21 protein-coding genes and 3 pseudogenes are annotated in these 20664 nt (G+C 71.1%); 14 read left to right on the top strand and 10 right to left on the bottom strand.

Annotation, left to right across the window (positions count from 1 at the left end):
- Positions 1-2: 2 nt before the first annotated feature.
- Positions 3-254 carry a hypothetical protein gene (locus ACIBBH_RS21455; protein WP_399406822.1) on the bottom strand — a complete coding sequence of 84 codons (252 nt, stop codon included), beginning with the start codon at positions 252-254 and terminating at the stop codon, positions 3-5.
- Here ACIBBH_RS21455 and ACIBBH_RS21450 point away from each other — a divergent pair.
- Positions 253-521 (top strand): annotated as a pseudogene (locus ACIBBH_RS21450) (alpha-N-arabinofuranosidase); the annotation flags it as partial. The gene ACIBBH_RS21455 and the pseudogene ACIBBH_RS21450 overlap by 2 nt on opposite strands.
- Here the strand turns inward: ACIBBH_RS21450 and ACIBBH_RS21445 are convergent.
- The 3 genes from ACIBBH_RS21445 to ACIBBH_RS21435 are packed head-to-tail and all read right to left on the bottom strand — an operon-like array spanning position 516 to position 1759.
- Positions 516-956 carry a carboxymuconolactone decarboxylase family protein gene (locus ACIBBH_RS21445; RefSeq protein ID WP_399406820.1) on the bottom strand — a complete coding sequence of 147 codons (441 nt, stop codon included), beginning with the start codon at positions 954-956 and terminating at the stop codon, positions 516-518. The pseudogene ACIBBH_RS21450 and the gene ACIBBH_RS21445 sit on opposite strands and share 6 nt — an antisense overlap.
- Positions 953-1384: a MerR family transcriptional regulator gene (locus ACIBBH_RS21440; protein ID WP_399406818.1), complete on the bottom strand. Its 432-nt coding sequence runs from the start codon at positions 1382-1384 to the stop codon at positions 953-955. Before ACIBBH_RS21440 ends, ACIBBH_RS21445 begins: the two co-directional genes overlap by 4 nt.
- Positions 1385-1435: 51 nt before the next feature.
- Entirely contained in the window at positions 1436-1759 is a 324-nt protein-coding gene (locus tag ACIBBH_RS21435; protein WP_399406816.1) for a hypothetical protein, read from the bottom strand.
- A 241-nt stretch (positions 1760-2000) separates the two neighbouring features.
- Here ACIBBH_RS21435 and ACIBBH_RS21430 point away from each other — a divergent pair, with 241 nt between their 5' ends.
- The 6 genes from ACIBBH_RS21430 to ACIBBH_RS21405 all read left to right on the top strand — a co-directional run bounded on the left by ACIBBH_RS21430 (position 2001) and on the right by ACIBBH_RS21405 (position 7558).
- Positions 2001-2522, top strand: a complete 522-nt coding sequence (locus ACIBBH_RS21430; protein WP_399406814.1) for an AAA family ATPase — start codon at positions 2001-2003, stop codon at positions 2520-2522.
- A gap of 217 nt (positions 2523-2739) precedes the next feature.
- Positions 2740-3768 carry an N-acetyl-gamma-glutamyl-phosphate reductase gene (argC, locus tag ACIBBH_RS21425; protein WP_399406812.1) on the top strand — a complete coding sequence of 343 codons (1029 nt, stop codon included), beginning with the start codon at positions 2740-2742 and terminating at the stop codon, positions 3766-3768.
- Positions 3765-4916 (top strand): bifunctional glutamate N-acetyltransferase/amino-acid acetyltransferase ArgJ, encoded by a 1152-nt coding sequence (argJ, locus tag ACIBBH_RS21420; RefSeq protein WP_399406811.1) that lies wholly within the window; start codon positions 3765-3767, stop codon positions 4914-4916. The genes argC and argJ overlap by 4 nt, the downstream gene beginning before the upstream one ends.
- Positions 4913-5818 (top strand): acetylglutamate kinase, encoded by a 906-nt coding sequence (argB, locus tag ACIBBH_RS21415; protein ID WP_399406810.1) that lies wholly within the window; start codon positions 4913-4915, stop codon positions 5816-5818. Before argJ ends, argB begins: the two co-directional genes overlap by 4 nt.
- On the top strand, positions 5815-7011 hold the full coding sequence (locus ACIBBH_RS21410; protein ID WP_399406808.1) for an acetylornithine transaminase: 1197 nt from the start codon (positions 5815-5817) through the stop codon (positions 7009-7011). Before argB ends, ACIBBH_RS21410 begins: the two co-directional genes overlap by 4 nt.
- A 7-nt stretch (positions 7012-7018) precedes the next feature.
- Positions 7019-7558, top strand: a complete 540-nt coding sequence (locus tag ACIBBH_RS21405; RefSeq protein ID WP_399406806.1) for an arginine repressor — start codon at positions 7019-7021, stop codon at positions 7556-7558.
- A gap of 246 nt (positions 7559-7804) precedes the next feature.
- Here the strand turns inward: ACIBBH_RS21405 and ACIBBH_RS21400 are convergent, their stop codons facing one another.
- From ACIBBH_RS21400 to ACIBBH_RS21385, 4 genes and pseudogenes are all read right to left on the bottom strand, one after another.
- Positions 7805-8605, bottom strand: coding sequence for an FAD:protein FMN transferase (locus ACIBBH_RS21400; RefSeq protein WP_399406804.1), 801 nt, complete (start codon positions 8603-8605; stop codon positions 7805-7807).
- On the bottom strand, positions 8598-9377 hold the full coding sequence (locus tag ACIBBH_RS21395) for an FMN-binding protein (RefSeq protein ID WP_399406802.1): 780 nt from the start codon (positions 9375-9377) through the stop codon (positions 8598-8600). Before ACIBBH_RS21395 ends, ACIBBH_RS21400 begins: the two co-directional genes overlap by 8 nt.
- A gap of 47 nt (positions 9378-9424) precedes the next feature.
- Complete coding sequence (locus ACIBBH_RS21390) at positions 9425-10807, bottom strand: ferric reductase-like transmembrane domain-containing protein (protein ID WP_399406800.1); 1383 nt, start codon at positions 10805-10807, stop codon at positions 9425-9427.
- Between the two features lie 59 nt (positions 10808-10866).
- A pseudogene (locus tag ACIBBH_RS21385) lies at positions 10867-11031 on the bottom strand (FMN-binding protein); the annotation flags it as partial.
- Between ACIBBH_RS21385 and ACIBBH_RS21380 the strand changes: the two are divergent.
- Positions 11011-11759: pseudogene (locus ACIBBH_RS21380) on the top strand (histidine kinase dimerization/phospho-acceptor domain-containing protein); the annotation flags it as partial. The pseudogenes ACIBBH_RS21385 and ACIBBH_RS21380 sit on opposite strands and share 21 nt — an antisense overlap.
- Here ACIBBH_RS21380 and ACIBBH_RS21375 read toward each other — a convergent pair.
- Entirely contained in the window at positions 11746-12444 is a 699-nt protein-coding gene (locus ACIBBH_RS21375; protein ID WP_399406798.1) for a L,D-transpeptidase, read from the bottom strand. The pseudogene ACIBBH_RS21380 and the gene ACIBBH_RS21375 overlap by 14 nt on opposite strands.
- A 3-nt stretch (positions 12445-12447) precedes the next feature.
- Positions 12448-13035, bottom strand: a complete 588-nt coding sequence (locus tag ACIBBH_RS21370; protein WP_399406796.1) for a pyridoxamine 5'-phosphate oxidase family protein — start codon at positions 13033-13035, stop codon at positions 12448-12450.
- A gap of 448 nt (positions 13036-13483) precedes the next feature.
- Here ACIBBH_RS21370 and ACIBBH_RS21365 point away from each other — a divergent pair, with 448 nt between their 5' ends.
- The 6 genes from ACIBBH_RS21365 (at position 13484) to ACIBBH_RS21340 (ending at position 20594) form a co-directional block, all read left to right on the top strand.
- Complete coding sequence (locus ACIBBH_RS21365) at positions 13484-14677, top strand: argininosuccinate synthase (protein WP_399406794.1); 1194 nt, start codon at positions 13484-13486, stop codon at positions 14675-14677.
- A 102-nt stretch (positions 14678-14779) separates the two neighbouring features.
- A complete protein-coding gene (gene argH / locus ACIBBH_RS21360) occupies positions 14780-16210 on the top strand; it encodes an argininosuccinate lyase (protein WP_399406792.1) in 1431 nt (476 codons plus the stop codon).
- Positions 16211-16491: 281 nt separating this feature from the next.
- Positions 16492-17325, top strand: coding sequence for an alpha/beta fold hydrolase (locus tag ACIBBH_RS21355; RefSeq protein WP_399406790.1), 834 nt, complete (start codon positions 16492-16494; stop codon positions 17323-17325).
- A 63-nt stretch (positions 17326-17388) separates the two neighbouring features.
- Positions 17389-18360 carry an aldo/keto reductase gene (locus ACIBBH_RS21350; RefSeq protein ID WP_399406788.1) on the top strand — a complete coding sequence of 324 codons (972 nt, stop codon included), beginning with the start codon at positions 17389-17391 and terminating at the stop codon, positions 18358-18360.
- An 81-nt stretch (positions 18361-18441) separates the two neighbouring features.
- A complete protein-coding gene (locus tag ACIBBH_RS21345; RefSeq protein ID WP_399406786.1) occupies positions 18442-19008 on the top strand; it encodes a TetR/AcrR family transcriptional regulator in 567 nt (188 codons plus the stop codon).
- Complete coding sequence (locus ACIBBH_RS21340) at positions 19005-20594, top strand: MFS transporter (protein ID WP_399406784.1); 1590 nt, start codon at positions 19005-19007, stop codon at positions 20592-20594. The genes ACIBBH_RS21345 and ACIBBH_RS21340 overlap by 4 nt, the downstream gene beginning before the upstream one ends.
- Positions 20595-20664 lie beyond the last annotated feature (70 nt).

The following is a 20664-nucleotide window of genomic DNA, read 5'->3' as shown; positions in this document are numbered from 1 at the left end:
CGTCATCCCTTCTTCGGCCGGCGGCGCCATCCGTCCGGGGATCCGGTCGGCGCCTTGCGTTCGGCCTGGGCCCGGATCTCGTGGTGCGAGGCGTGACTGGTGGCGCGGAAGGCCTCCTCGTACGCGGCCAGTGCCGCGCCCATGCCCGCCCCCGCGGACCCGCGACGGCGGATCAGCCGTGCCAGCCAGGTGAAGAAACCCATGACCACGGTCAGACCGGCCAGCAGCACCAGGTACGGCAACAGCGCCTCCATGCCGTCGACGATACGTCCGCACACCCCATTGACGCGCTCATGCCCCCTCTCTATCCTGCCGTTCACCGTCGATCCGTCCGCCAAGGGCGCCAAGATCGACACACCGTGTACGGCGTCTTCTTCGAGGACATCAACCGCGCCGCAGACGACAACGAGTCGTACACCCCGCTGACCGCCTGGACGGTGGCCGGCACCGCGCAGGTCGTGAACGACTCCAGCCGGCTCAACGACCGCAACCGCAACTACCTGCCGGGGGCGGGATCAAGCAGAGGTGGCCGGGTCCTCGTCCGCGGGCTGCTGCCCGAGCGGCAGCAGCCCGCGCTCCGCGAAGACCTTCTTCGCGGCGAAGGTCGCGTTCAGCGCCTTCGGTATGCCGCAGTACACGGCCGAGTGCAGCAGCGCCTCGACGATCTGCTCGGGCGTGAGGCCCACGTTGAGTGCCGCGTTGACGTGCACGTCCAGCTGGGCCTCGCAGCCGCCGAGCGCGGTGAGCATGCCCAGGGTGACCAACTGCCGGTCGCGCGGGGCGAGCCCCGGGCGGTCGTAGATGTCCCCGAAGGCCCAGGCCACGATCTGGTGGCCCAGCTCGGGGCTGATGTCGGCGAGCGAGTCGACGACCCGCTGACCGGCCTCGCCGTCGACCTTCTTCAGGACCTCCAGGCCGTGGGCGAAACGCTCTTCACGGGTGGTGTTCTCGCTCATGTCGGGTCTTCCGTTCCCGGCCGCCCGGGCTCCTGGCCCAGCATCCGTTCGTAGTGATCGATCTTGTCGTCCAGCGCCGCCGCACTGCGCCTGAGTGCCCGAATCCGCTCGCCCAGTTCGGCGCGGTGCTCCCGGAGCACCGCCAGCCGGTCGGCGACCGTCTCGTCCCCCCTCGACCGCAGCTGTGCGAAGCGCTGCATGTCGGCGATCGGCATGCCGGTCTCGCGCAGCCGCAGCAGGAACTCCAGCCAGGCCAGGTCTGCCGCGTCGTACCGGCGCTGGTTGCCGGTGGTCCGGCCGACCCGCTCGATCAGGCCGGCTTTTTCGTAGTACCGCAGCGTGTCGTGCGAGAGGCCGGTGCGCTCGGCGACCTGGGCGATGGTCAGGGAGGTCTCCCGGTCCTGCGGGAAGGGCTGTCCGCCGGTCATGACAAGAACGGTAGAACCTGGAGTGCGCTCCAGGTCAAGCCCGCTCCGCGATCACCCGCCGAAGTACTTCTGAGCTGCGCGGACACCGTCGACCAGGGCGTCGACCTCGTCCGGTTGCTGGACAGCGGCAGTCCGGTCGTCCGTGTCCGGCGTGCCGTGCCCCGGCTGCGGCAGGCCTGCGACGCTTTCCGGCGGCGCGGGGAGGCATCCGGCGACAGCGAGGGCGAGGGGCTGCGCTGGGCGCTCACGGAGCTGGGTGCCCGCGAGCCCGTCCTGCCGCCGCGGTCCGCCTCGCTCAGACGGTCGGGCGGGACGCTGGACGCTGTCCGGCCGACCGGACACCTGGCCGAGGTGATCGGCGCCCTCGCCGACCATGCGCAGGCGGTGCTCTGCTTCCAGCTATGGGAGGCGCTGCCCGACGGCGGCCGCCGCCACAGCAGGGGACAGGGCATCGACCGGGACGTCGACCGCGACCGCTCCTGGCCCGAGACGTCGCCGATCGCCGGGACCGGACCCCGCTGGCCGCGGAGGCCGTGGAGACGGGGCCGGACCGGGTGGCGACGGTCTGCTGGATCGACGCGGCGGATCTCTGAGCACAGCACTAGCGTTGGGTCCCATGATCGTATGGCTCAACGGCACTCACGGCGCAGGCAAGACGACGACCAGTGCACTCGTGCAGCGGCTGATCCCGGATTCACGGGTGTTCGACGCCGAGAAGGTCGGCGAGACACTCATGGACATCACGCCCGGCCTGCCCAGGACGGACAACTTCCAGCACTGGCCGCCGTGGCGGCAGCTCGTAGTCGAGACCGCCCGCCGCGTACTCGACTACACGGGCGGCACTCTGGTGATGCCCATGACCGTCCTGGTCGAGGAGTACTGGCGCGAGATCAGCACGGGACTCGCCCAATACGCCATTCCGGTACGGCACTTCGTTCTCCACGCCGACCAAGACACCCTCCGGGGGCGCATCGAGGGGGACACTCTTCTTGGCCCCTCCCCATTCCGTCTCGCATACCTCGAGCCCTACGCCGAGGCGGCCCGCACGTGGCTGCACGGGGAGGCCGAGGTCGTCGACACCACGCACCTCACGCCCGCCCAGACCGCCCTGCGGATCGCAGAGGCCGTCAAGAGCTGAGGTCCGCCCGCCACGCGAAAACAGGCGCGGATGGCAACAGAGAACGACCTTCCGGTGTCAAGCAGTGCGAGTGGACTCGACCGGGGGCCCAGCTCAGGCCGCCACCGCGGTGTCATCTACCCCCCAAAAGTCGCAACCCCGGTGATCGCGGCCCGTCTGCATGGATTGCATAAACGTGCAGCGAAACGTATAGTCATGCCATCCAGAGGAGGGCGACATGACGGTACGTGCGGCGGTGGCCGGAGCGAGCGGATACGCGGGCGGAGAGGTCCTGCGGCTGCTCCTCGCGCACCCCGAGGTCGAGATCGGTGCCCTGACCGGCAACTCCAACGCCGGCCAGCGGCTCGGCGCGCTCCAGCCGCACCTGCTGCCACTGGCCGGCCGTGTGCTGGCGCAGACCACCCCAGAGGCCCTCGCCGGGCACGACGTCGTCTTCCTCGCCCTGCCGCACGGGCAGTCCGCCGCCGTCGCCGAGCAGCTCGGACCGGATGTGCTCGTGGTCGACATGGGCGCCGACTTCCGGCTGAAGGACCCGGCCGACTGGGAGCGGTTCTACGGCTCCCCGCACGCCGGAACCTGGCCCTACGGCCTCCCCGAACTGCCGGGTGGCCGCGCCGCGCTGGAGGGGTCCAAGCGCATCGCGGTACCCGGCTGCTTCCCGACCGCCGTCTCCCTCGCGCTGTTCCCGGCGTACGCCGCGGGGCTCGCCGAGAACGAGGCCGTGATCGTCGCCGCCTCCGGCACCTCCGGCGCAGGCAAGACGCCCAAGCCGCACCTGCTGGGCAGCGAGGTCATGGGCTCCATGTCGCCGTACGGCGTCGGCGGCGGTCACCGGCACACCCCCGAGATGATCCAGAACCTCAGCGCGGCGGCCGGGGAGCGGGTCACCGTCTCCTTCACCCCCACGCTCGCGCCGATGCCGCGCGGGATCCTCGCCACCTGCAGCGCCAAGGCGCGGGACGGGGTCACCGCCGAGTCCGTGCGGACCGCCTACGAGAAGGCCTTCGCCGACGAGCCCTTCGTCCACCTCCTCCCCGAGGGACAGTGGCCCGCCACCGCGTCCGTCCACGGTTCCAACGCCGTTCAGGTGCAGGTCGCCCACGACGAGGCCGCGGGGCGCATCATCGCGATCAGCGCCATCGACAACCTGACCAAGGGCACCGCGGGCGGTGCCGTCCAGAGCATGAACCTCGCCCTGGGTCTCGACGAGACCACGGCACTTTCCACGATCGGAGTCGCACCGTGAGCGTCACGGCAGCCAAGGGATTCCAGGCGGCGGGCATCGCCGCCGGGATCAAGGAGAACGGCAACCCGGACCTGGCCCTCGTGGTCAACACCGGGCCGCGCCGAGCCGCCGCGGGCGTCTTCACCTCCAACCGCGTCAAGGCCGCGCCGGTGCTGTGGTCCGAGCAGGTGCTCAAGAGCGGCCAGGTGTCCGCTGTCGTCCTCAACTCCGGCGGCGCCAACGCCTGTACGGGCCCGAAGGGCTTCCAGGACACCCACGCCACCGCCGAGAAGGCCGCCGACGTGCTCGGCCGGGGCGCCATCGAGGTCGCGGTGTGCTCCACCGGCCTCATCGGTGTGCTGCTGCCCATGGACAAGCTGCTCCCCGGCGTGGAGACGGCCGCCGCGCAGCTCTCCGAGCACGGCGGGGAGAAGGCCGCCATCGCCATCAAGACCACCGACACCGTCCACAAGACGTCCGTCGTGACCAGGGACGGCTGGACCGTCGGCGGCATGGCCAAGGGCGCCGGCATGCTCGCCCCCGGTCTCGCCACCATGCTGGTCGTCCTCACCACCGACGCCGACCTCGGCAACGAGACGCTGGACAAGGCGCTGCGCGCCGCCACCAAGGTCACCTTTGACCGGGTGGACTCCGACGGTTGCATGTCGACCAACGACACCGTGCTGCTGCTCGCCTCGGGCGCCTCCGGGATCGCCCCGGAGTACGACGAGTTCGCCGACGCCGTGCGGACCGTCTGCGCCGACCTCGGCCGGCAGCTCATCGGCGACGCCGAGGGCGCCAGCAAGGACATCAGGGTCGAGGTGATCAACGCCGCGACCGAGGAGGACGCCGTGGAGGTGGGCCGCTCCATCGCCCGCAACAACCTCCTCAAGTGCGCCATCCACGGCGAGGACCCCAACTGGGGCCGCGTGCTCTCCGCGATCGGCACGACGTCCGCCGCCTTCGAACCCGACCGGCTGGGCGTCGCCATCAACGGCGTCTGGGTGTGCAAGAACGGTTCGGTGGGCGAGGACCGCGAGCTCGTCGACATGCGCTACCGCGAGGTGCACATCGTCGCCGACCTCGCCGCCGGCGCCGAGACCGCGACCATCTGGACCAACGACCTCACCGCCGACTACGTCCACGAGAACAGCGCGTACTCGTCATGAGCACTACTCGTAAGCACACCGCACTGCCCAAGGCGCAGATCCTCATCGAGGCGCTGCCCTGGCTGGTCCGCCACAACGGCAAGACCGTCGTCATCAAGTTCGGCGGCAACGCCATGGTCGACGAGGAGCTGAAGGCCGCGTTCGCGCAGGATGTCGTGTTCCTGCACCACGCCGGCCTCAAGCCCGTCGTCGTGCACGGCGGCGGCCCGCAGATCAGCGCCGCCCTCGACCGGCACGGCATCGTCAGCGAGTTCAAGGCCGGCCTGCGCGTCACCACCGAGGACGCCATGGACGTCGTACGCATGGTGCTCGCCGGACAGGTCCAGCGGGAGCTGGTCGGGCTGCTCAACCAGCACGGGCCACTCGCCGTCGGCCTCACCGGCGAGGACGCGCACACCATCACGGCCACCAAGCACCAGCCGGAGATCGACGGCGAGTTGGTCGACATCGGGCGGGTGGGCGAGATCACCGCGATCGACACGGGCGCGATCGAGGCCCTGCTCGCCGACGGCCGCATCCCGGTCGTCTCCTCCATCGCCCGCAGTCAGGACGACGGACATGTCTACAACGTCAATGCTGATACGGCGGCTGCGGCACTCGCTGCGGCACTGGACGCCGAAACCCTCATGGTCCTCACGGACGTCGAGGGCCTCTACGAGGACTGGCCCCACAGCGACGAGGTGATCAGCCGCCTCACCGCCTCCCAACTGGAGAAGCTGCTGCCGGAGTTGTCCTCCGGCATGGTGCCGAAGATGGAGGGCTGCCTGCACGCCGTGCGCAACGGCGTCACCACCGCCCGCGTCATCGACGGCCGGGTCCAGCACTCGATCCTGCTGGAGATCTTCACCGACGAGGGCATCGGCACGATGGTCGTGCCCGACGAGCAAGAGGGGGAGTCATGAGCAACGAGGAACTGACCGCGCGGTGGCAGGGGGCGCTCATGAACAACTACGGCACCCCACGGCTGCCCCTCGTGCGCGGCGAGGGCGCGAAGCTGTGGGACGCCGACGGCAAGGAGTACGTCGACTTCGTCGGCGGCATCGCCGTCAACGCCCTCGGTCACGCGCATCCGGCCGTCGTCGAGGCCGTGAGCAGGCAGATCGCCTCCCTCGGTCACGTCTCCAACCTCTTCATCGCCGAACCGCCCGTCGCCCTCGCCGAACGGCTGCTGCAGCTCTTCGGCCGGGACGGCAAGGTCTTCTTCTGCAACTCCGGTGCCGAGGCCAATGAGGGCGCCTTCAAGATCGGCCGGCTGACCGGCCGCACCCGCATGGTCGCCACCCAGGGCGGCTTCCACGGCCGGACGATGGGCGCCCTCGCGCTCACCGGCCAGCCCGGCAAGCAGGAGCCCTTCCTGCCGCTGCCCGGCGACGTCACCCACGTGCCGTACGGCGACGCGCAGGCGCTGGCCGCCGCGGTCACCGAGGAGACCGCGCTCGTCGTCATCGAGCCCATCCAGGGCGAGAACGGGGTCGTGGTGCCGCCCGCCGGATACCTGAAGGCGGCCCGCGCGATCACCGCCGCCACCGGGTCGCTGCTGGTGCTGGACGAGGTACAGACCGGCATCGGGCGTACCGGGAACTGGTTCGAGTACCAGGCCCACGAGGGCGTGCTGCCGGACGTCGTCACGCTGGCGAAGGGACTCGGGGGCGGCCTGCCGCTCGGCGCGACCGTCGCCTTCGGCCGCGCCGCCGAACTGCTCCAGCCGGGCCAGCACGGGACGACCTTCGGGGGCAACCCGGTCGCCTGCGCCGCCGGACTCGCCGTTCTCGACACCATCGCGAACGAGGGGTTGCTGGAGAACGTCAAGCGGCAGAGCGAGAAGTTGCGGGACGGAATCGAAGGCCTCGGCCACTCGTTGATCGATTATGTCCGGGGTGCGGGCCTCCTCCTGGGTATCGTGCTCACCGAGCCGCTCGCGCCCCAATTGCAGCAGGCGGCTCAGGAGGCCGGTTTCCTGGTGAACGCGCCCGCCCCCGACGTCGTCCGGCTGATGCCGCCGCTGAACCTCGGCGACGACGAGGCGGACGCCCTTCTCCGGGCACTGCCCGGCATCCTCGGCGCAGTCGACGGGGACGGACGATCCGGAGAATGAGACGACCATGAGTCAGGCGCAGGACCACGAACAGCCCGGGGGGCCTGCCGTACCGCAGACCCGCACCGCCCGCCACCGCCGGATCGTGGACATCCTCAACCGGCAACCGGTGCGCTCACAGAGCCAGTTGGCGAAGCTGCTCGCCGACGACGGGCTGAGCGTCACGCAGGCGACGCTCTCCCGGGACCTCGACGAGCTGAACGCGGTGAAGATCCGCAACACCGACGGCGACCTGATCTACGCGGTGCCGAGCGAGGGGGGTTTCCGTACGCCTCGCGCTCCGCTGGGGGAGTCGGCGAAGGAGGAGCGGATGCGGCGGCTGTCCCAGGAGCTGCTGATCTCCGCGGAGGCTTCGGCGAATCTCGTGGTCCTTCGCACCCCGCCCGGTGCGGCCCAGTTCCTCGCCTCGGCGATCGACCAGGCCGAGCTGCACGACATCCTCGGGACGATCGCGGGTGACGACACGCTGCTGCTGATCAGCAGGGATCCGGCTGGAGGGCAGGCGCTGGCGGATCACCTGCTGCGGTTGGCTCAGAACGGCCACTGAGGGCGGTGAGGGCCGTGGTGCACCGGCTGCCGGTGGTACGTGGCTGGTCGCGCCGTTCCACGCGCCTCTTCGGCTGGGTGCAGTCGCCGCCCGCTCAGCCTGCGCAGCTGCGGTCGGTCGTGCCCCACCCAGCGCCTTGAGGGCCTGGGGCACCCCAGGGCGGCACGGTTGGGCGCAGCGGCACCACGCCGGCGCGGCGAGCGACATCTCCCCGAGCAGCAAACCCCGGTGACCGGGAACCGCCGCTCACCCCAACCGCGCCGCCAACCCGCCGGTACACCGCACCTCGTTCCCCGCCGTGATCAGCAACGCCTCCACGCCCGGCAGCGACTCCAGCCACGCCAGCCCCTCCCGCGACCCCATCGCGAAAGCGGCCGTGGCCCAGCAGTCCGCCCACGTCAGCCGAGGCCCGACCACGGTGACCGCCACCAGGTCCGTGACCGCCGACTTCCCGGTCCGCGGGTCCACGATGTGCGCGCCGCGCTCGGCCGTGCCGGAGGTGGCCACCGCGAGCTCGTCCACGCCGGCCGCGGAGATCACCGCGGCGAGCCCGCCCGGCCGCAGCGGATCCGACACGCCGATCCGCCAGGGCCGCTGCGGCTCGGGCACGCCGAACATCTGGACGTCGCCGCCGCCGTTGACACTGACGCCGCTCGCCCCGGCCGCCGCGATCATCCGCGCCGCCCGCTCGGCGGCCCAGCCCTTCACGATCCCGGTCGGGTCGAGCCGGCCCGCGTAGGTCATGCTGAACCAGCCGCCGCTCACCCGCTCCGCCTCGGCGCCCAGTTCGAGCACCTCGGCGACCTCGGGATCGCAGTCGGCCACGGTCACCTCGCCCCGCACGAGCCGGCACACCTGGCTGTCCTCGCGGTAGGTGCTGAACACCTCGTCGATCCGGTGCAGGCCGGCGACCGCCTCGTCGAGGGCCGTGCGCACGGCACGGGGTTCCCCGCCGCGGACGTCGAAGGAGAAGACCGTCCCCATGACCTCCTCCGCGTGCCGCACCGCGGCGGGAGCCTCCGCCGAGTCCGTCACCGTGTCAGCCACCGGCCTGGTCCAGCGCGGACTGGAGGGACTGTTTGTACCCGGTGCTGGTGTAGGTCGCTCCGGACACGGAGTCGATGTTCGCGTTCCCGGCCGCCACGGCCTCCTGGTTGAGCTTGGGCACGGACAGCGCGGTCTTCTGGTCGCTGGTGCCGCCCTTGGGCGCCTGCACCGCCTCCGCCTTGGTGATCTTGCCGTCCGCGACGGTGATCCGGACCTGGACCGGCCCGTACTGGGTCTGGGCGACCTGGCCGGTGAGCGTACGGCTCGCCTGGGCGGCACCGCCGGAGGACGACGATCCGCCGCCGCTCCGCGAGGACGCCGCCTTCACCTTGTCCAGCGCCGACTGCAGGGACCTCTTGTACCCGGTGCTGGTGTACGTCGCCCCGGTCACCGAGTCGATCTGCGCGCTCTGCGCGGCCACGGCCTCCTGGTTGAGCTTGGGCACGGACAGCGCGGTCTTCTGGTCGCTGGTGCCGCCCTTGGGCGCCTGCACCGCCTCCGCCTTGGTGACCTTGCCGTCCGCGACGGTGAGGCGGACCTGGACCGGGCCGTACTGGGTCTGGGCCACGTCACCGGTGACGGTGCTGGTCCCGGCCGCCGCCGCGCCGCCCTGCGGCGACTCCTGTGCCGGCGCGGTCTGCTGCGCGGCCGCGCCGGCCGCCGACGCCGAGGCCGGATCCGAGGCCGGCTTCAGCGACAGCAGCAGCACGACGCCGGACACGGTGGCCGCGGTGGCCAGCACGACACGCCGAATGGGGTGGCTCTTCCTCATCGTTCCTGAGCTCCTGATTTCCGTGAGTTCCCGGCGATTCCCGTCGCTCACATCTCGAACGACTCGTGATGGATGCGGCGGGCGGGGACCCCCGCGCCGCGCAGTGCTTCGTACACCTGCTGCGCGAACCCGGGCGGGCCGCACATGAAGACGTCGTGGCGATCGATGTCCGGGACCTTCCGCTGGAGGTTCTCCGCGGAGATGTCCGGCCGCTCGCCCTCCGGGCTGTTGACCGCGTACATCAGCCGGGCGCCCCGCTCCTTGGCGATCGTGGCCAGCTCGTCCCACAGCGCCAGGTCCTGGGTGGTGTTGGCGCGGTAGAGCAGGGTGATGTCCCCGGCCGCTCCCGGCAGGGTCTCGAACAGGGCCCGCATCGGAGTGATACCGACACCGCCCGCGACCAGCAGAACCTTGCCGCGGCTGCGGCGCTGGGCGGTCAAGGCGCCGTACGGGCCCTCCGCCCACACCCGGGTGCCGGGCGTCAGTTCGCGCAGCCGGGCGCTGTGGTCGCCGATCGCCTTCACCGTGATCCGCAGCATGTCGGGGCGGGGCGCCGCCGACAGCGAGTACGGGTGGGAGCTGAACCGCATGCCGGGCGCCAGGAAGCGCCACCGGAAGAACTGCCCGGCCTCCGCGCCCATCCGGTGCAGCTTCCGGCCGCCGATCAGCACCGACACGATGCCCGGGGTCTCCTCGACGACCGCCTCGACACGCATGCGGTGACGGAGGTTCAGCCGGATCGGGGTGAGGATGCGGTACCAGATCAGCAGCGACGTCACCGCGCCGTACAGGCCGTACCAGAAGGTCTTGGCGGTGGGTTCGAGAGCGAAGTCGTTGCCGGTGGTGATCTGGTGCCAGAACGTCAGGAACACCGCGGCGTACGTGAACAGGTGCACGTGGTACCAGGTGTCGTACGGCAGCCTGCGGCGGATCCCGCCGATCGAGGTCAGCCCGATGACCACCAGCAGACCGGTGCCGATGGCCGCCTTGCCCATGTCGGGGAGCTGGTTGATGGAGTCGATGGTCTGCTGGACGATGTCGCCGAGCGACTTGCCGGCCTGGAGCGCGTAGCCCCACATGGTGAGGAAGACGTGGGCGAAGACGAGGCAGAGCGTGTACCGGCCGCTCATCGCGTGCCAGCGGGCCACCCGGTCGGATCCCACCCGGCGCTCCAGCGCGGGCACCCGGGCCATCTGGAGGACGACCAGGGCCATCAGGTACCCGGCGAGCAGGCCGGTGATCCGGCCGGCGTTGAGGATCTTGCTGTTGTCGTCGGCGATGGACGGCGTGTTGTGCCACCACAGCCACAGCACGCCCGCCGCGCCCGCCCACACGGCGAGCAGCAGCGGGACGGCCGGGGAGCGGCGCGGACGGATGCGGCGCATCGTCTGGCGGCGGGCGGCACGTCCGCCTGCGAGCGTGGTGGTCACGGTTCCTCCGTGGGGACTTGACCCTTGGCCCACAGATACGTGCCGCGACAGCCGAGTGTTCAGAAGCCCGCCGAGTCCCGTGCGGACTGGAGGGACTGGCGGTAGCCGTCGCTGGTGCAGGTGGCTCCCGAGACGGTGTCGATGCCGGCGCTCTGCGCGGCCAGCGCCTCGCGCCGCAACTGCGGGACGGCGTAGCTGTTGATCTCCTGGTCGCGCGGGTCATCGGCGCCCTGTGGGTGCGCTGGTCGCCACGCCCGTTGAGCCGGGTCGCGGCGACCGCCGCCCCGTCAGCGAACTCCCTCTCGCCATCGGGGAGGTGGCCCTGCCGCCGCGCGCCCCCGAGTCCGACCCGCGCGGCGAGGTGGGCCGGGTGGCCGCCGCCTTCAACCGCATGCTGGGCCACGTCGAGGACGCGCTCACCGAGCGGCACGCCAGCGAGGAGCGGCTGCGCGGCTTCGCGCCGGCGCCGGCCACGAACTGCGGACCCCGGTTGCCTCGGTGCGCGGCCACGCCGAACTCGCCCTGCTGCACGCCGGGCCGGTGCCGCCGGAGGTCACCCGGGCCTGGGACACATCGCCGCCCAGTCCTCCCGCATGGGCGAGATGGCCGACGACCTGCTCCTCCTCGCCCGCCTCGACGCCGGCCGCCCCTCGAACGCCGCTCCGTCGACCTCACCCACCTCGTCCCGGACGCCGTCACCGACGCCCGCGCGGCCGGCCCCGGGCACCGCTGGACCCTGGAACTCCCCGAGCCCCCGTTTCCAACGCTTCACCCGAGCCGAACACCGCCGGCGTACGGAGGCCTCCGGCGGGGGAGCGGGGCTGGGACCGGCGATCGTGGCGGCGGTGGTGGAGGCGCACGGGGGAGCGTGGGCCTGGAGAGCCGGCCGGGGGCGACGACGTTCACGGTGCGGCTGCCCCGGGCCGACGCCGGCGACGTCAGTACCGAGTGATCGCCGTGGCCCCGCTCACCGTCCCCATGGCGATGTGCGGTTTCTTCGCCGGGTCCGCCCAGGTGAGGATCCGCCGCATCGCGTCCTCCGGCACCGACACACAACCCGCCGTCGCACCACGCCCGTTGACGTGCAGGAAGATCCCAGCGCCCCGACCGGGCACCGGACGCGCGTAGTTGAAGCCGATGACGAGCGCGTACGCGTACTGGTCCTCGTAGGAGATCAGGTGCTCGGACTCGGCGGCACGGCAGTCGGCGGGCAGTGGCTCGGTCCAGCGGTTGTAGGCGCGGGAGCCGTTGTCCTGGCACCACCAGGAGTCCGCGTGGACCGGGCGGTAGGACACCCTGGTCCGGCCCGGCGCCGGCTGGATGCCGAAGGCGAACGGCAGGTCGTACAGCCCGGTCGGTGTCGTGTTCGTGTTCTGTTTCCGGGCGGCGCCCTCGACGAGCCCGTTCGCGCCGAAGCGGGCGGGGGCCGACCCGGACCGCACCCACCGCCCGCCCCGCAGGTCCCACCAGGCGACCGTCCCGGAAGTCGCGTCGGCACGCGGCGCCTGAGCCGTGATCAGCTGGGTGCCGCCCCCGGTGTCCGCCATCCGGGCGGGAAGCGGGGGCGGGCATCCGCCGGGCGCGGCGCCGAGCAGGAGGGCGGACACGGACGCGAGGGCGACGGCACCGGGGCGCATGCCTCAGAGGCTAGAGGGAGGCAGCGGCAACGGCAGCCCGGGTAGTCCGTCCAGGCTGGTGGCCACGTGGTCCTTCTTCCGGAAGTACTCGTTCAGCGAGGCGTCGTCCTCGCGCGCGAAGCGCTTTCCGTGCAGGTCGCGGTCCGCGTCGTACGACATGAAGGGCACCGCGTATCCGCAGGTGTCCCGGGCCAGTTCGGCGTGGACGACGATGATCGCGCGCAGGCCGTGCGGGGTCGGGTCGATGCCCGGGAAGTGGGTGAGCAGTTCTCCGAAGCGGGGGTCGTCGCGGAAGACCGGCTCGCCCCGGCCGTGCACCCGCACGATGTTCGGCGGGCCCTGGAAGGCGCACCACATCAGGGTGATCCGGCCGTTCTCCCGCAGATGGGCGATGGTCTCCGCGTTGGACCCGGCGAAGTCGAGGTACGCGACCGTGTGCTCGTCGAGTACCGCGAAGGAGCCCTTGAGGCCCTTGGGGGAGAGGCTGACCGTGCCGTCGCCGGAGAGGGGGGCGGTCGCGGTGAAGAAGAGGGGTTGTTCCTCGATGAACGTGCGGAGCCTGCCGTCTATGCGCTCATAGGTCTTTCCCATGACCAAGGATTATTCGGGGTATTCCCTTCGCCTGTCTAAGGAATACGCGGTGCCACCGGGGCCACCCCGGCCGGCGCTCGCTCGGGGCGGCCACGGCTGCCTGTCACGTCACTCGGTGAGCGTGCAGGCGGCGAGGGGGCCGAGGCCGGTCGGCTTGGCCGAGGTGCGGCCGGTGGCGATCGTGATCCGGTCGATGATGGAGACGCGCTTTTCCTTGAGCCGCTGTTGCGCCCGGAGGTCTCCCCGGCGAGCGCGGAGCCGGCGATCACCGCGCCGGACAGCACCACGGCGGCAGCGCCGCCGATGACCGCGGTGCCGGCGTTCGGTGGTCAGTACGGGAAAGCGATTTCATCGGCTCGACGCGCCCGGCGACTCCCTCGAGATTGACGAATCATGCAGAGTGCTGCATACTCATGCATGTCAGCGAATGCACTGTGAGGAGAAACCCGTGACCGAGCGCGTCGTACTCGCCTACTCAGGCGGTCTGGACACCTCCGTCGCCATCGGCTGGATCGCCGAGGAGACGGGCGCCGAGGTCATCGCCGTTGCGGTCGACGTCGGCCAGGGCGGCGAGGACCTGGATGTCATCCGCAAGCGCGCGCTCGCCTGCGGTGCCGTCGAGGCCGAGGTCGCTGACGCCAGGGACGAGTTCGCCGACGAGTACTGCCTGCCGGCGATCAAGGCCAACGCGCTCTACATGGACCGCTACCCGCTGGTCTCCGCCCTGTCCCGGCCGACGATCGTCAAGCACCTGGTCGCCGCCGCCAAGAAGCACGGCGCCACCACGGTCGCCCACGGCTGCACCGGCAAGGGCAACGACCAGGTCCGTTTCGAGGCCGGCATCGTCGCCCTCGCCCCCGACCTCAAGTGCATCGCCCCGGTCCGCGACTACGCGATGACCCGGGACAAGGCGATCGCCTTCTGCGAGGAGAAGCAGCTCCCGATCGCCACCACCAAGAAGTCCCCGTACTCCATCGACCAGAACGTCTTCGGGCGCGCGGTCGAGACGGGGTTCCTGGAGGACATCTGGAACGCCCCGATCGAGGACATCTACGAGTACACCTCCAATCCGGCCGAGCCCCGCGAGGCCGACGAGGTGATCATCACCTTCAAGGAGGGCGTCCCGGTCGCCATCGACGGCAAGCCCGTCACCGTCCTGCAGGCCATCCAGCAGCTGAACGAGCGCGCCGGCGCCCAGGGCATCGGCCGGATCGACATGGTCGAGGACCGCCTCGTCGGCATCAAGTCCCGCGAGGTGTACGAGGCTCCCGGCGCGATCGCCCTGATCACCGCGCACCAGGAACTGGAGAACGTCACCGTCGAGCGTGAACTCGCCCGCTACAAGCGGCAGGTCGAGCAGCGCTGGGGCGAACTGGTCTACGACGGTCAGTGGTTCTCCCCGCTCAAGCGCGCCCTGGACGGCTTCATCAACGAGGCCAACCAGCACGTCTCCGGCGACATCCGGATGACCCTGCACGGCGGCCGCGCGGTCGTCACGGGCCGCCGGTCCGAGTCGTCGCTGTACGACTTCAACCTCGCCACCTACGACACCGGCGACACGTTCGACCAGGCGGCGGCCAAGGGCTTCATCGACATCTACAGCCTGTCGTCGAAGATCGCGGCCAAGCGCGACCTCGCGTAAGCACCCCGGGACACCTCACCCGCACCGGCCTGACAACCGCCTCCTCACTTGCGCCGAGTGAGGAGGCGGCGGCACATTCGTATCTCTCTAGGAGTGACGCAAGTGAGCAGCAACAGCGGTGACGTACGGCTCTGGGGCGGCCGTTTCGCCGACGGTCCCGCCGAGGCCCTGGCGAAGCTGTCCGCGTCCGTCCACTTCGACTGGCGGCTCGCGCCCTACGACATCGCGGGCTCCCGCGCCCACGCGCGCGTGCTGCACAAGGCAGGGCTGCTCACGCAGGACGAGCTGCAGCGCATGCTGGCCGGACTGGACCAGCTGGAGGCGGACGTCGCCGACGGCTCCTTCGTCGGCACCATCGCCGACGAGGACGTCCACACCGCCCTGGAACGCGGTCTGCTGGAGCGCCTCGGCCCCGACCTCGGCGGCAAGCTGCGCGCGGGCCGCTCCCGCAACGACCAGGTCGCCACCCTCTTCCGGATGTACCTGCGCGACCACGCCCGGATCATCGGCGGCCTGATCGCCGACCTCCAGGACGCGCTGATCGGCCTCGCGGAGGCCCACCCGGACGTGGCCATGCCCGGCCGCACCCACCTCCAGCACGCCCAGCCCGTCCTCTTCGCCCACCACGTCCTCGCGCACGTTCAGTCCCTGTCCCGGGACGCCGAGCGGCTGCGCCAGTGGGACGAGCGGACGGCCGTGTCGCCGTACGGCTCGGGCGCCCTGGCGGGCTCCTCCCTGGGCCTGGACCCGGAGGCGGTGGCGAAGGACCTCGGCTTCGAGCACGGCAGCGTCGGCAACTCCATCGACGGAACCGCATCCCGGGACTTCGTCGCCGAGTTCGCCTTCATCACCGCGATGATCGGCGTGAACCTCTCCCGGATCGCCGAGGAGATCATCATCTGGAACACGAAGGAGTTCTCCTTCGTGACCCTGCACGACGCGTTCTCCACGGGCTCGTCGATCATGCCGCAGAAGAAGAACCCGGACATCGCCGAGCTGGCACGCGGCAAGTCGGGCCGCCTGATCGGCAACCTCACGGGCCTGCTGGCGACCCTCAAGGCCCTGCCCCTCGCCTACAACCGCGACCTCCAGGAGGACAAGGAGCCGGTGTTCGACTCCTGTGACCAGCTGGAGGTGCTGCTCCCCGCCTTCACCGGCATGATCGCCACGCTCACGGTCAACCGGGAGCGCATGGAGGAACTGGCCCCGGCCGGCTTCTCCCTCGCCACCGACATCGCCGAATGGCTGGTCAAGCAGGGCGTGCCGTTCCGCGTCGCGCACGAGGTGGCCGGCGAGTGCGTGAAGGTCGCCGAGGCCGAGGGCAAGGAGCTGGACGGCCTGACGGACGAGCAGTTCGCCAAGATCAGCGCCCATCTCACCCCCGAGGTCCGTTCGGTCCTCAACGTCCCCGGCGCCCTCGCCTCGCGGAGCGGCCGCGGCGGCACGGCACCCAGCGCGGTCGCCGTCCAGCTGAGGGAGGTCAAGGCGGACGTGGCGGCGCAGCACGCGTGGGCCACGGTCAAGAAGGCCTAGACGTCACGGAGCGGGGCCATCGGTGAGATGGCCGCCCAACGGCTCCTCCCGCAAGGGCCCGGACCTCGAAGTCCATCGCATCCCCTGAGCTGGGGTGTTGCGACGACCACTAGAACTCAAGTCGCGTCCGGGCCCTTCGTGTTGGCACCGGCCCGGGCGAGGGATGAGAACCAGCCACTGTCCGAAACCTTGACGTGGGACTTACTCGGAGGTAACCATTCCGCTTACTGGTCGGCAATGCCGAACACCGGTCGGCCGGGATCGTGCAGGAAAGGGACCTCATGCGCGCCAGAAGTGGAAGACGAACCGCCCGCCTCCTCGCCGTCGCGGCGACCGCGGCGCTGTGCACCTTCGGCCTCACGGCCCCCGCGAGCGCGGACACCGCCGACATTCCGCCACCCGGCGCCAACGACTGGTCCTGCAAGGCGGACTCGGCACACCCGCAGCCGGTGGTGCTGGTCAACGGCACCTTCAAGACCTCCTACGAGAACTGGCTGACCCTCTCGCCCGCCCTCGTGAACGCCGGATACTGCGTCTTCTCGTTCGACTACGGCGGTCTCGAGACCGCTCCCGTCCCGGACTCGGCGGCCGAGCTGCGCGACTTCGTGAACGCCGTGCTCGGCGCGACCGGCGCCAAGAAGGCCGACATCGTGGGCCACAGCCAGGGCGGCATGATGCCCCGCTACTACGTCAAGTTCCTCGGCGGCGCGACCAAGGTCGACGACCTCGTCGGCATCGTGCCGTCCAACCACGGCACCACCACCCCCCTCGCCCTGGCGGCCGGCGCCACGGTCTGCCCCTCCTGTGCCGACCAGACGGCCGGTTCGGACTTCCTGGCGAAACTCAACTCCGACCCGGAGACCCCGGTCGGCCCCGACTACACGGTGATCACCACGCGTCACGACGAGGTCGTGGTCCCGTACACCAGTGCCTTCCTCAGCGGCCGGGCCTCCTATGTGACCAACGTGCTGCTCCAGGACCGCTGTCCGCTCGACACCACCGAGCACGACCAGGCGCCCAAGTCGACACTGGTCGAACAGTGGGTGCTCAATGCCCTGAAGCGGAACGGCCCTGCCGACCCGGCCTTCGAGCCACGCTGCGTCAGCGCGGGCTGAACCGGAGGGGCGCCGGTACATTGGTGCGGATTCCTGGTCCGCCCATCGTGCAGGGAGCCCGCCATGCCGTTCAGTCGTCTGGCCACCGCGACGACGCCCACCGTGCACATCGGACTAGGGCTGGCCGCCGTGGGGCGTCCGGGCTACATCAACCTCGGCCGGGAGGCTGACCTCCCGGCCGAGCGCACCGTGGACGCTCTGCGTACGCGGACCCATGACCTCCTTGACGCCGCATACGCCCAGGGCGTCCGCTACTTCGACGTCGCCCGCTCCTACGGCCGCTCCGAGGAGTTCCTCGCCGACTGGCTCGGCGCCCGTCCGGACATCGACGACGTCGTGGTCGGCAGCAAGTGGGGCTACACCTACACCGCGGACTGGTCCACCGACGCCGAGCGGCACGAGGTCAAGGACCACAGCCTCGCCACCTACGAGCGGCAGCGCGCCGAGACCGCCGAGCTGCTCGGCGACCGGCTCGACCTCTACCAGATCCATTCGGTGACCCCGGACAGCCCCGCCCTCACCGACAAGGAACTGCACGCCGGGCTCGCCGAGGCCGCCGCGCAGGGCCTGACCATCGGCTTCTCCACCAGCGGCCCCGCACAGGCCGACGCCGTCCGCGCCGCCCTCGCCGTGACCGTCGACGGCGAGCCTCTCTTCCGTACCGTCCAGTCGACGTACAACATGCTGGAGACCTCCGCCGCTCCCGCGCTCGCCGAGGCGCACGACGCCGGGCTCACTGTGATCGTCAAGGAGGGCATGGCCAACGGCCGCCTCGCCGAGCCGCACGCGCCCCAGGCGCTGAAGGCTGTGGCCGCGGAGACCGGCCTGGGCTGCGACGCGGTCGCCCTGGCGCTGATCCTCCGCCAGCCCTGGGCCGGGGTCGTCCTCTCCGGCGCGGCCACCCTGAACCAGCTCGCCTCCAACCTGCACGCCGCCGTCGTGGACCTCGACGAGGACCAGCTCACCCGCCTCGCCACGCTGGTCGAGGAGCCGCAGGCGTACTGGGAGCGGCGCGGGCAGCTGCCCTGGCACTGATCACACCCCGACAGCGACCGGACTGGGGACACGTACGCCTGGCATGAGACATACATGTCTCGTATGGGCTATGGTTGTCTCATGGCTGTCGATCGTGACCACGTACTGCGCAGCGCCGCGGCCCTGCTGACCCGCAAATCCACGGCGACCATGGACGAGGTCGCCAAGTCGGCCGGGATCAGCCGGGCCACGCTGCACCGGCACTTCGCCGGGCGGGACGCTCTCGTCCGGGCCCTGGAGTCGCTCGGTATCGCGGAGTGCGAGAACGCGCTCGACGCCGCTCGCCTGGAGGAGGGGTCCGCGAGCGACGCGGTACGGCGTCTGGTGCGGGAGCTGGAGCCGGCCGCGGGGCTGCTCGCCTTCCTCTACACCGAGAACCAGTTGTTCGAGGGCGAGGAGCAGAACGAGGGCTGGACGGGCATCGACGCCCGTATCTGCGCCCTGTTCCGGCGCGGTCAGGACGACGGCGAGTTCCGCATCGACCTCACGCCCGCCTGGCTCACCGAGGCGCTGTTCGGCCTGCTGGCCTCCGGTGCCTGGGTCGTGCAGAGCGGCAAGGGAGCTCCGAAGGACTTCCAGCACATGATCGTCGAGCTGCTGCTCGGCGGTGCACTGCGACGAGACACACCGCGAAGGAAGGAATCATGACCAGCACCCTGCAGCCGGCGCACGTGACGTGGGAGGCGGAGAAGCGCCCGGGCCGCTGGCTCGCACTCTCCGTCCTCGTCCTGGCCGTGCTGCTGGTGGCCGTCGACGCGACCGTCCTCGGCCTGGCGACCCCCTACATCAGCAAGGACCTGAAGCCGACCGGCACCCAGCTGCTGTGGATCGGTGACGTCTACTCCTTCGTCATCGCCGGTCTGCTCGTCTCCATGGGCAGCCTCGGCGACCGCATCGGCCGCAAGCGGATCCTGCTCGGCGGCGCGACCGCGTTCGGCGCGATATCCGTCCTGAACGCATACGCCACGACACCGGAGCTGATGATCCTGGCGCGGGCGCTGCTCGGCGTCGCGGGCGCCACCCTGATGCCCGCCACGCTCGCCCTGATCCGCAACCTCTTCCACGACCCGCGCGAGCGCAGCCTCGCCGTGGGCATCTGGGGTGCCACCGCCTCCGCCGGCACGGCCGTCGGCCCCATCACCGGAGGCTTCCTCCTCGGGCACTTCTGGTGGGGCTCGGTCTTCCTGATCAACCTGCCCGTGATGGCGGTCCTGGTCCTGGTCGGCGTCCGGCTGCTCCCGGAGTCCCGCAACCCCAGCCCCGGCCCGTGGGACCTGGCCGGCGTCGTCCTGTCCCTGGTCGGCATGATCGCCCTCGTGTACGCGGTGAAGGAGGCCGCCACCCACGGCTTCACCGGTGCGACACTCGCCGCGGGCCTGCTGGGCGCGGTGGCCCTCTGGGGGTTCGTACACCGCCAGCTCACGCTCCCCACCCCGCTGCTGGACATGCGCCTGTTCCGCAACCGGGGCTTCAGCGGAGCGGTCCTGGCCGACCTGCTCACCGTGCTCGGTCTGTCCGGGCTGGTGTTCTTCCTCTCCCAGTACTTGCAACTCGTACAGGGCAGGCGCCCGTTCGAGGCGGGGCTGGCCGAACTGCCCGCCGCCGTCGGCGCGGTGGCGGCCGGCCTGGTCGCGGGCCGGGCGGCCCGGCGCTTCTCGGTCCGGGCCGTGGTCTCCGGCGGCCTCGCGGCCGTGGGCCTCGCCCTGGCCGTACTGACGACACTGAGCCGGTCGACCGGCTACCCGGTCCTCGGCGCCGCCCTCCTGGTCGTCGGCGTCGGCGCGGGCTTCTCCTTCACGGTCACCGCCGACGTGATTCTCTCCGGCGTACCCAAGGAAGAGGCGGGCGCCGCCTCGGCGGTCTCCGAGACGGCGTACGAACTGGGCGCGGCCCTCGGCATCGCCCTGCTGGGCTCGATCGTGACGGCCGCGTACCGCGGCTTCACGGGCCCGGCCGGTACCCCGGAAGAGGCACACGAATCACTGGGCGCGGCGGTGGAGACGGCAACGACTCTGCCCGCCCCCACCTCCGAGGCCCTCCTCGGCGCGGCCCGCGAGTCCTTCGTCCACGGCCTGCACCTCGCGTCGGGCGCGGGCGCGGCGGTCCTGCTGGCGACGGCGGCGGGGGCGTGGTTCCTGCTGAAGGGCCAGAAGCTCGAAGGCCCTCACGGCGACCAGGGTCTGTCCGGCGGATCGTGGCGCAGGGAACCGACGATGCCCGGTCAGGGCGGGTGAGCGGGGCGTGCCCCCGCGCGAGCCGGTTCGGGCGTGGGGGAGGGCGTGCCGACCCCCGCGCCTGCGCCTT

This window comes from Streptomyces sp. NPDC051636 (genome assembly GCF_044453765.1).
GTDB lineage: Bacteria > Actinomycetota > Actinomycetes > Streptomycetales > Streptomycetaceae > Streptomyces.
Note: the sequence above shows the minus strand (reverse complement) of the source record. Positions and strands in the feature narration are given on the sequence as shown.

Coding starts and splice junctions, on each gene's coding strand:
- ACIBBH_RS21440 (WP_399406818.1), bottom strand. CDS start 1,384: ATGACCGGCGGACAGCCCTTCCCGCAGGACCGGGAGACCTCCCTGACC.
- ACIBBH_RS21350 (WP_399406788.1), top strand. CDS start 17,389: ATGCCGTTCAGTCGTCTGGCCACCGCGACGACGCCCACCGTGCACATC.
- ACIBBH_RS21430 (WP_399406814.1), top strand. CDS start 2,001: ATGATCGTATGGCTCAACGGCACTCACGGCGCAGGCAAGACGACGACC.
- ACIBBH_RS21370 (WP_399406796.1), bottom strand. CDS start 13,035: ATGGGAAAGACCTATGAGCGCATAGACGGCAGGCTCCGCACGTTCATC.
- ACIBBH_RS21445 (WP_399406820.1), bottom strand. CDS start 956: ATGAGCGAGAACACCACCCGTGAAGAGCGTTTCGCCCACGGCCTGGAG.
- ACIBBH_RS21345 (WP_399406786.1), top strand. CDS start 18,442: ATGGCTGTCGATCGTGACCACGTACTGCGCAGCGCCGCGGCCCTGCTG.
- ACIBBH_RS21405 (WP_399406806.1), top strand. CDS start 7,019: ATGAGTCAGGCGCAGGACCACGAACAGCCCGGGGGGCCTGCCGTACCG.
- ACIBBH_RS21410 (WP_399406808.1), top strand. CDS start 5,815: ATGAGCAACGAGGAACTGACCGCGCGGTGGCAGGGGGCGCTCATGAAC.
- ACIBBH_RS21375 (WP_399406798.1), bottom strand. CDS start 12,444: ATGCGCCCCGGTGCCGTCGCCCTCGCGTCCGTGTCCGCCCTCCTGCTC.
- argB (WP_399406810.1), top strand. CDS start 4,913: ATGAGCACTACTCGTAAGCACACCGCACTGCCCAAGGCGCAGATCCTC.
- ACIBBH_RS21435 (WP_399406816.1), bottom strand. CDS start 1,759: ATGGTCGGCGAGGGCGCCGATCACCTCGGCCAGGTGTCCGGTCGGCCG.
- ACIBBH_RS21340 (WP_399406784.1), top strand. CDS start 19,005: ATGACCAGCACCCTGCAGCCGGCGCACGTGACGTGGGAGGCGGAGAAG.
- ACIBBH_RS21455 (WP_399406822.1), bottom strand. CDS start 254: ATGGAGGCGCTGTTGCCGTACCTGGTGCTGCTGGCCGGTCTGACCGTG.
- argC (WP_399406812.1), top strand. CDS start 2,740: ATGACGGTACGTGCGGCGGTGGCCGGAGCGAGCGGATACGCGGGCGGA.
- ACIBBH_RS21355 (WP_399406790.1), top strand. CDS start 16,492: ATGCGCGCCAGAAGTGGAAGACGAACCGCCCGCCTCCTCGCCGTCGCG.
- ACIBBH_RS21395 (WP_399406802.1), bottom strand. CDS start 9,377: ATGAGGAAGAGCCACCCCATTCGGCGTGTCGTGCTGGCCACCGCGGCC.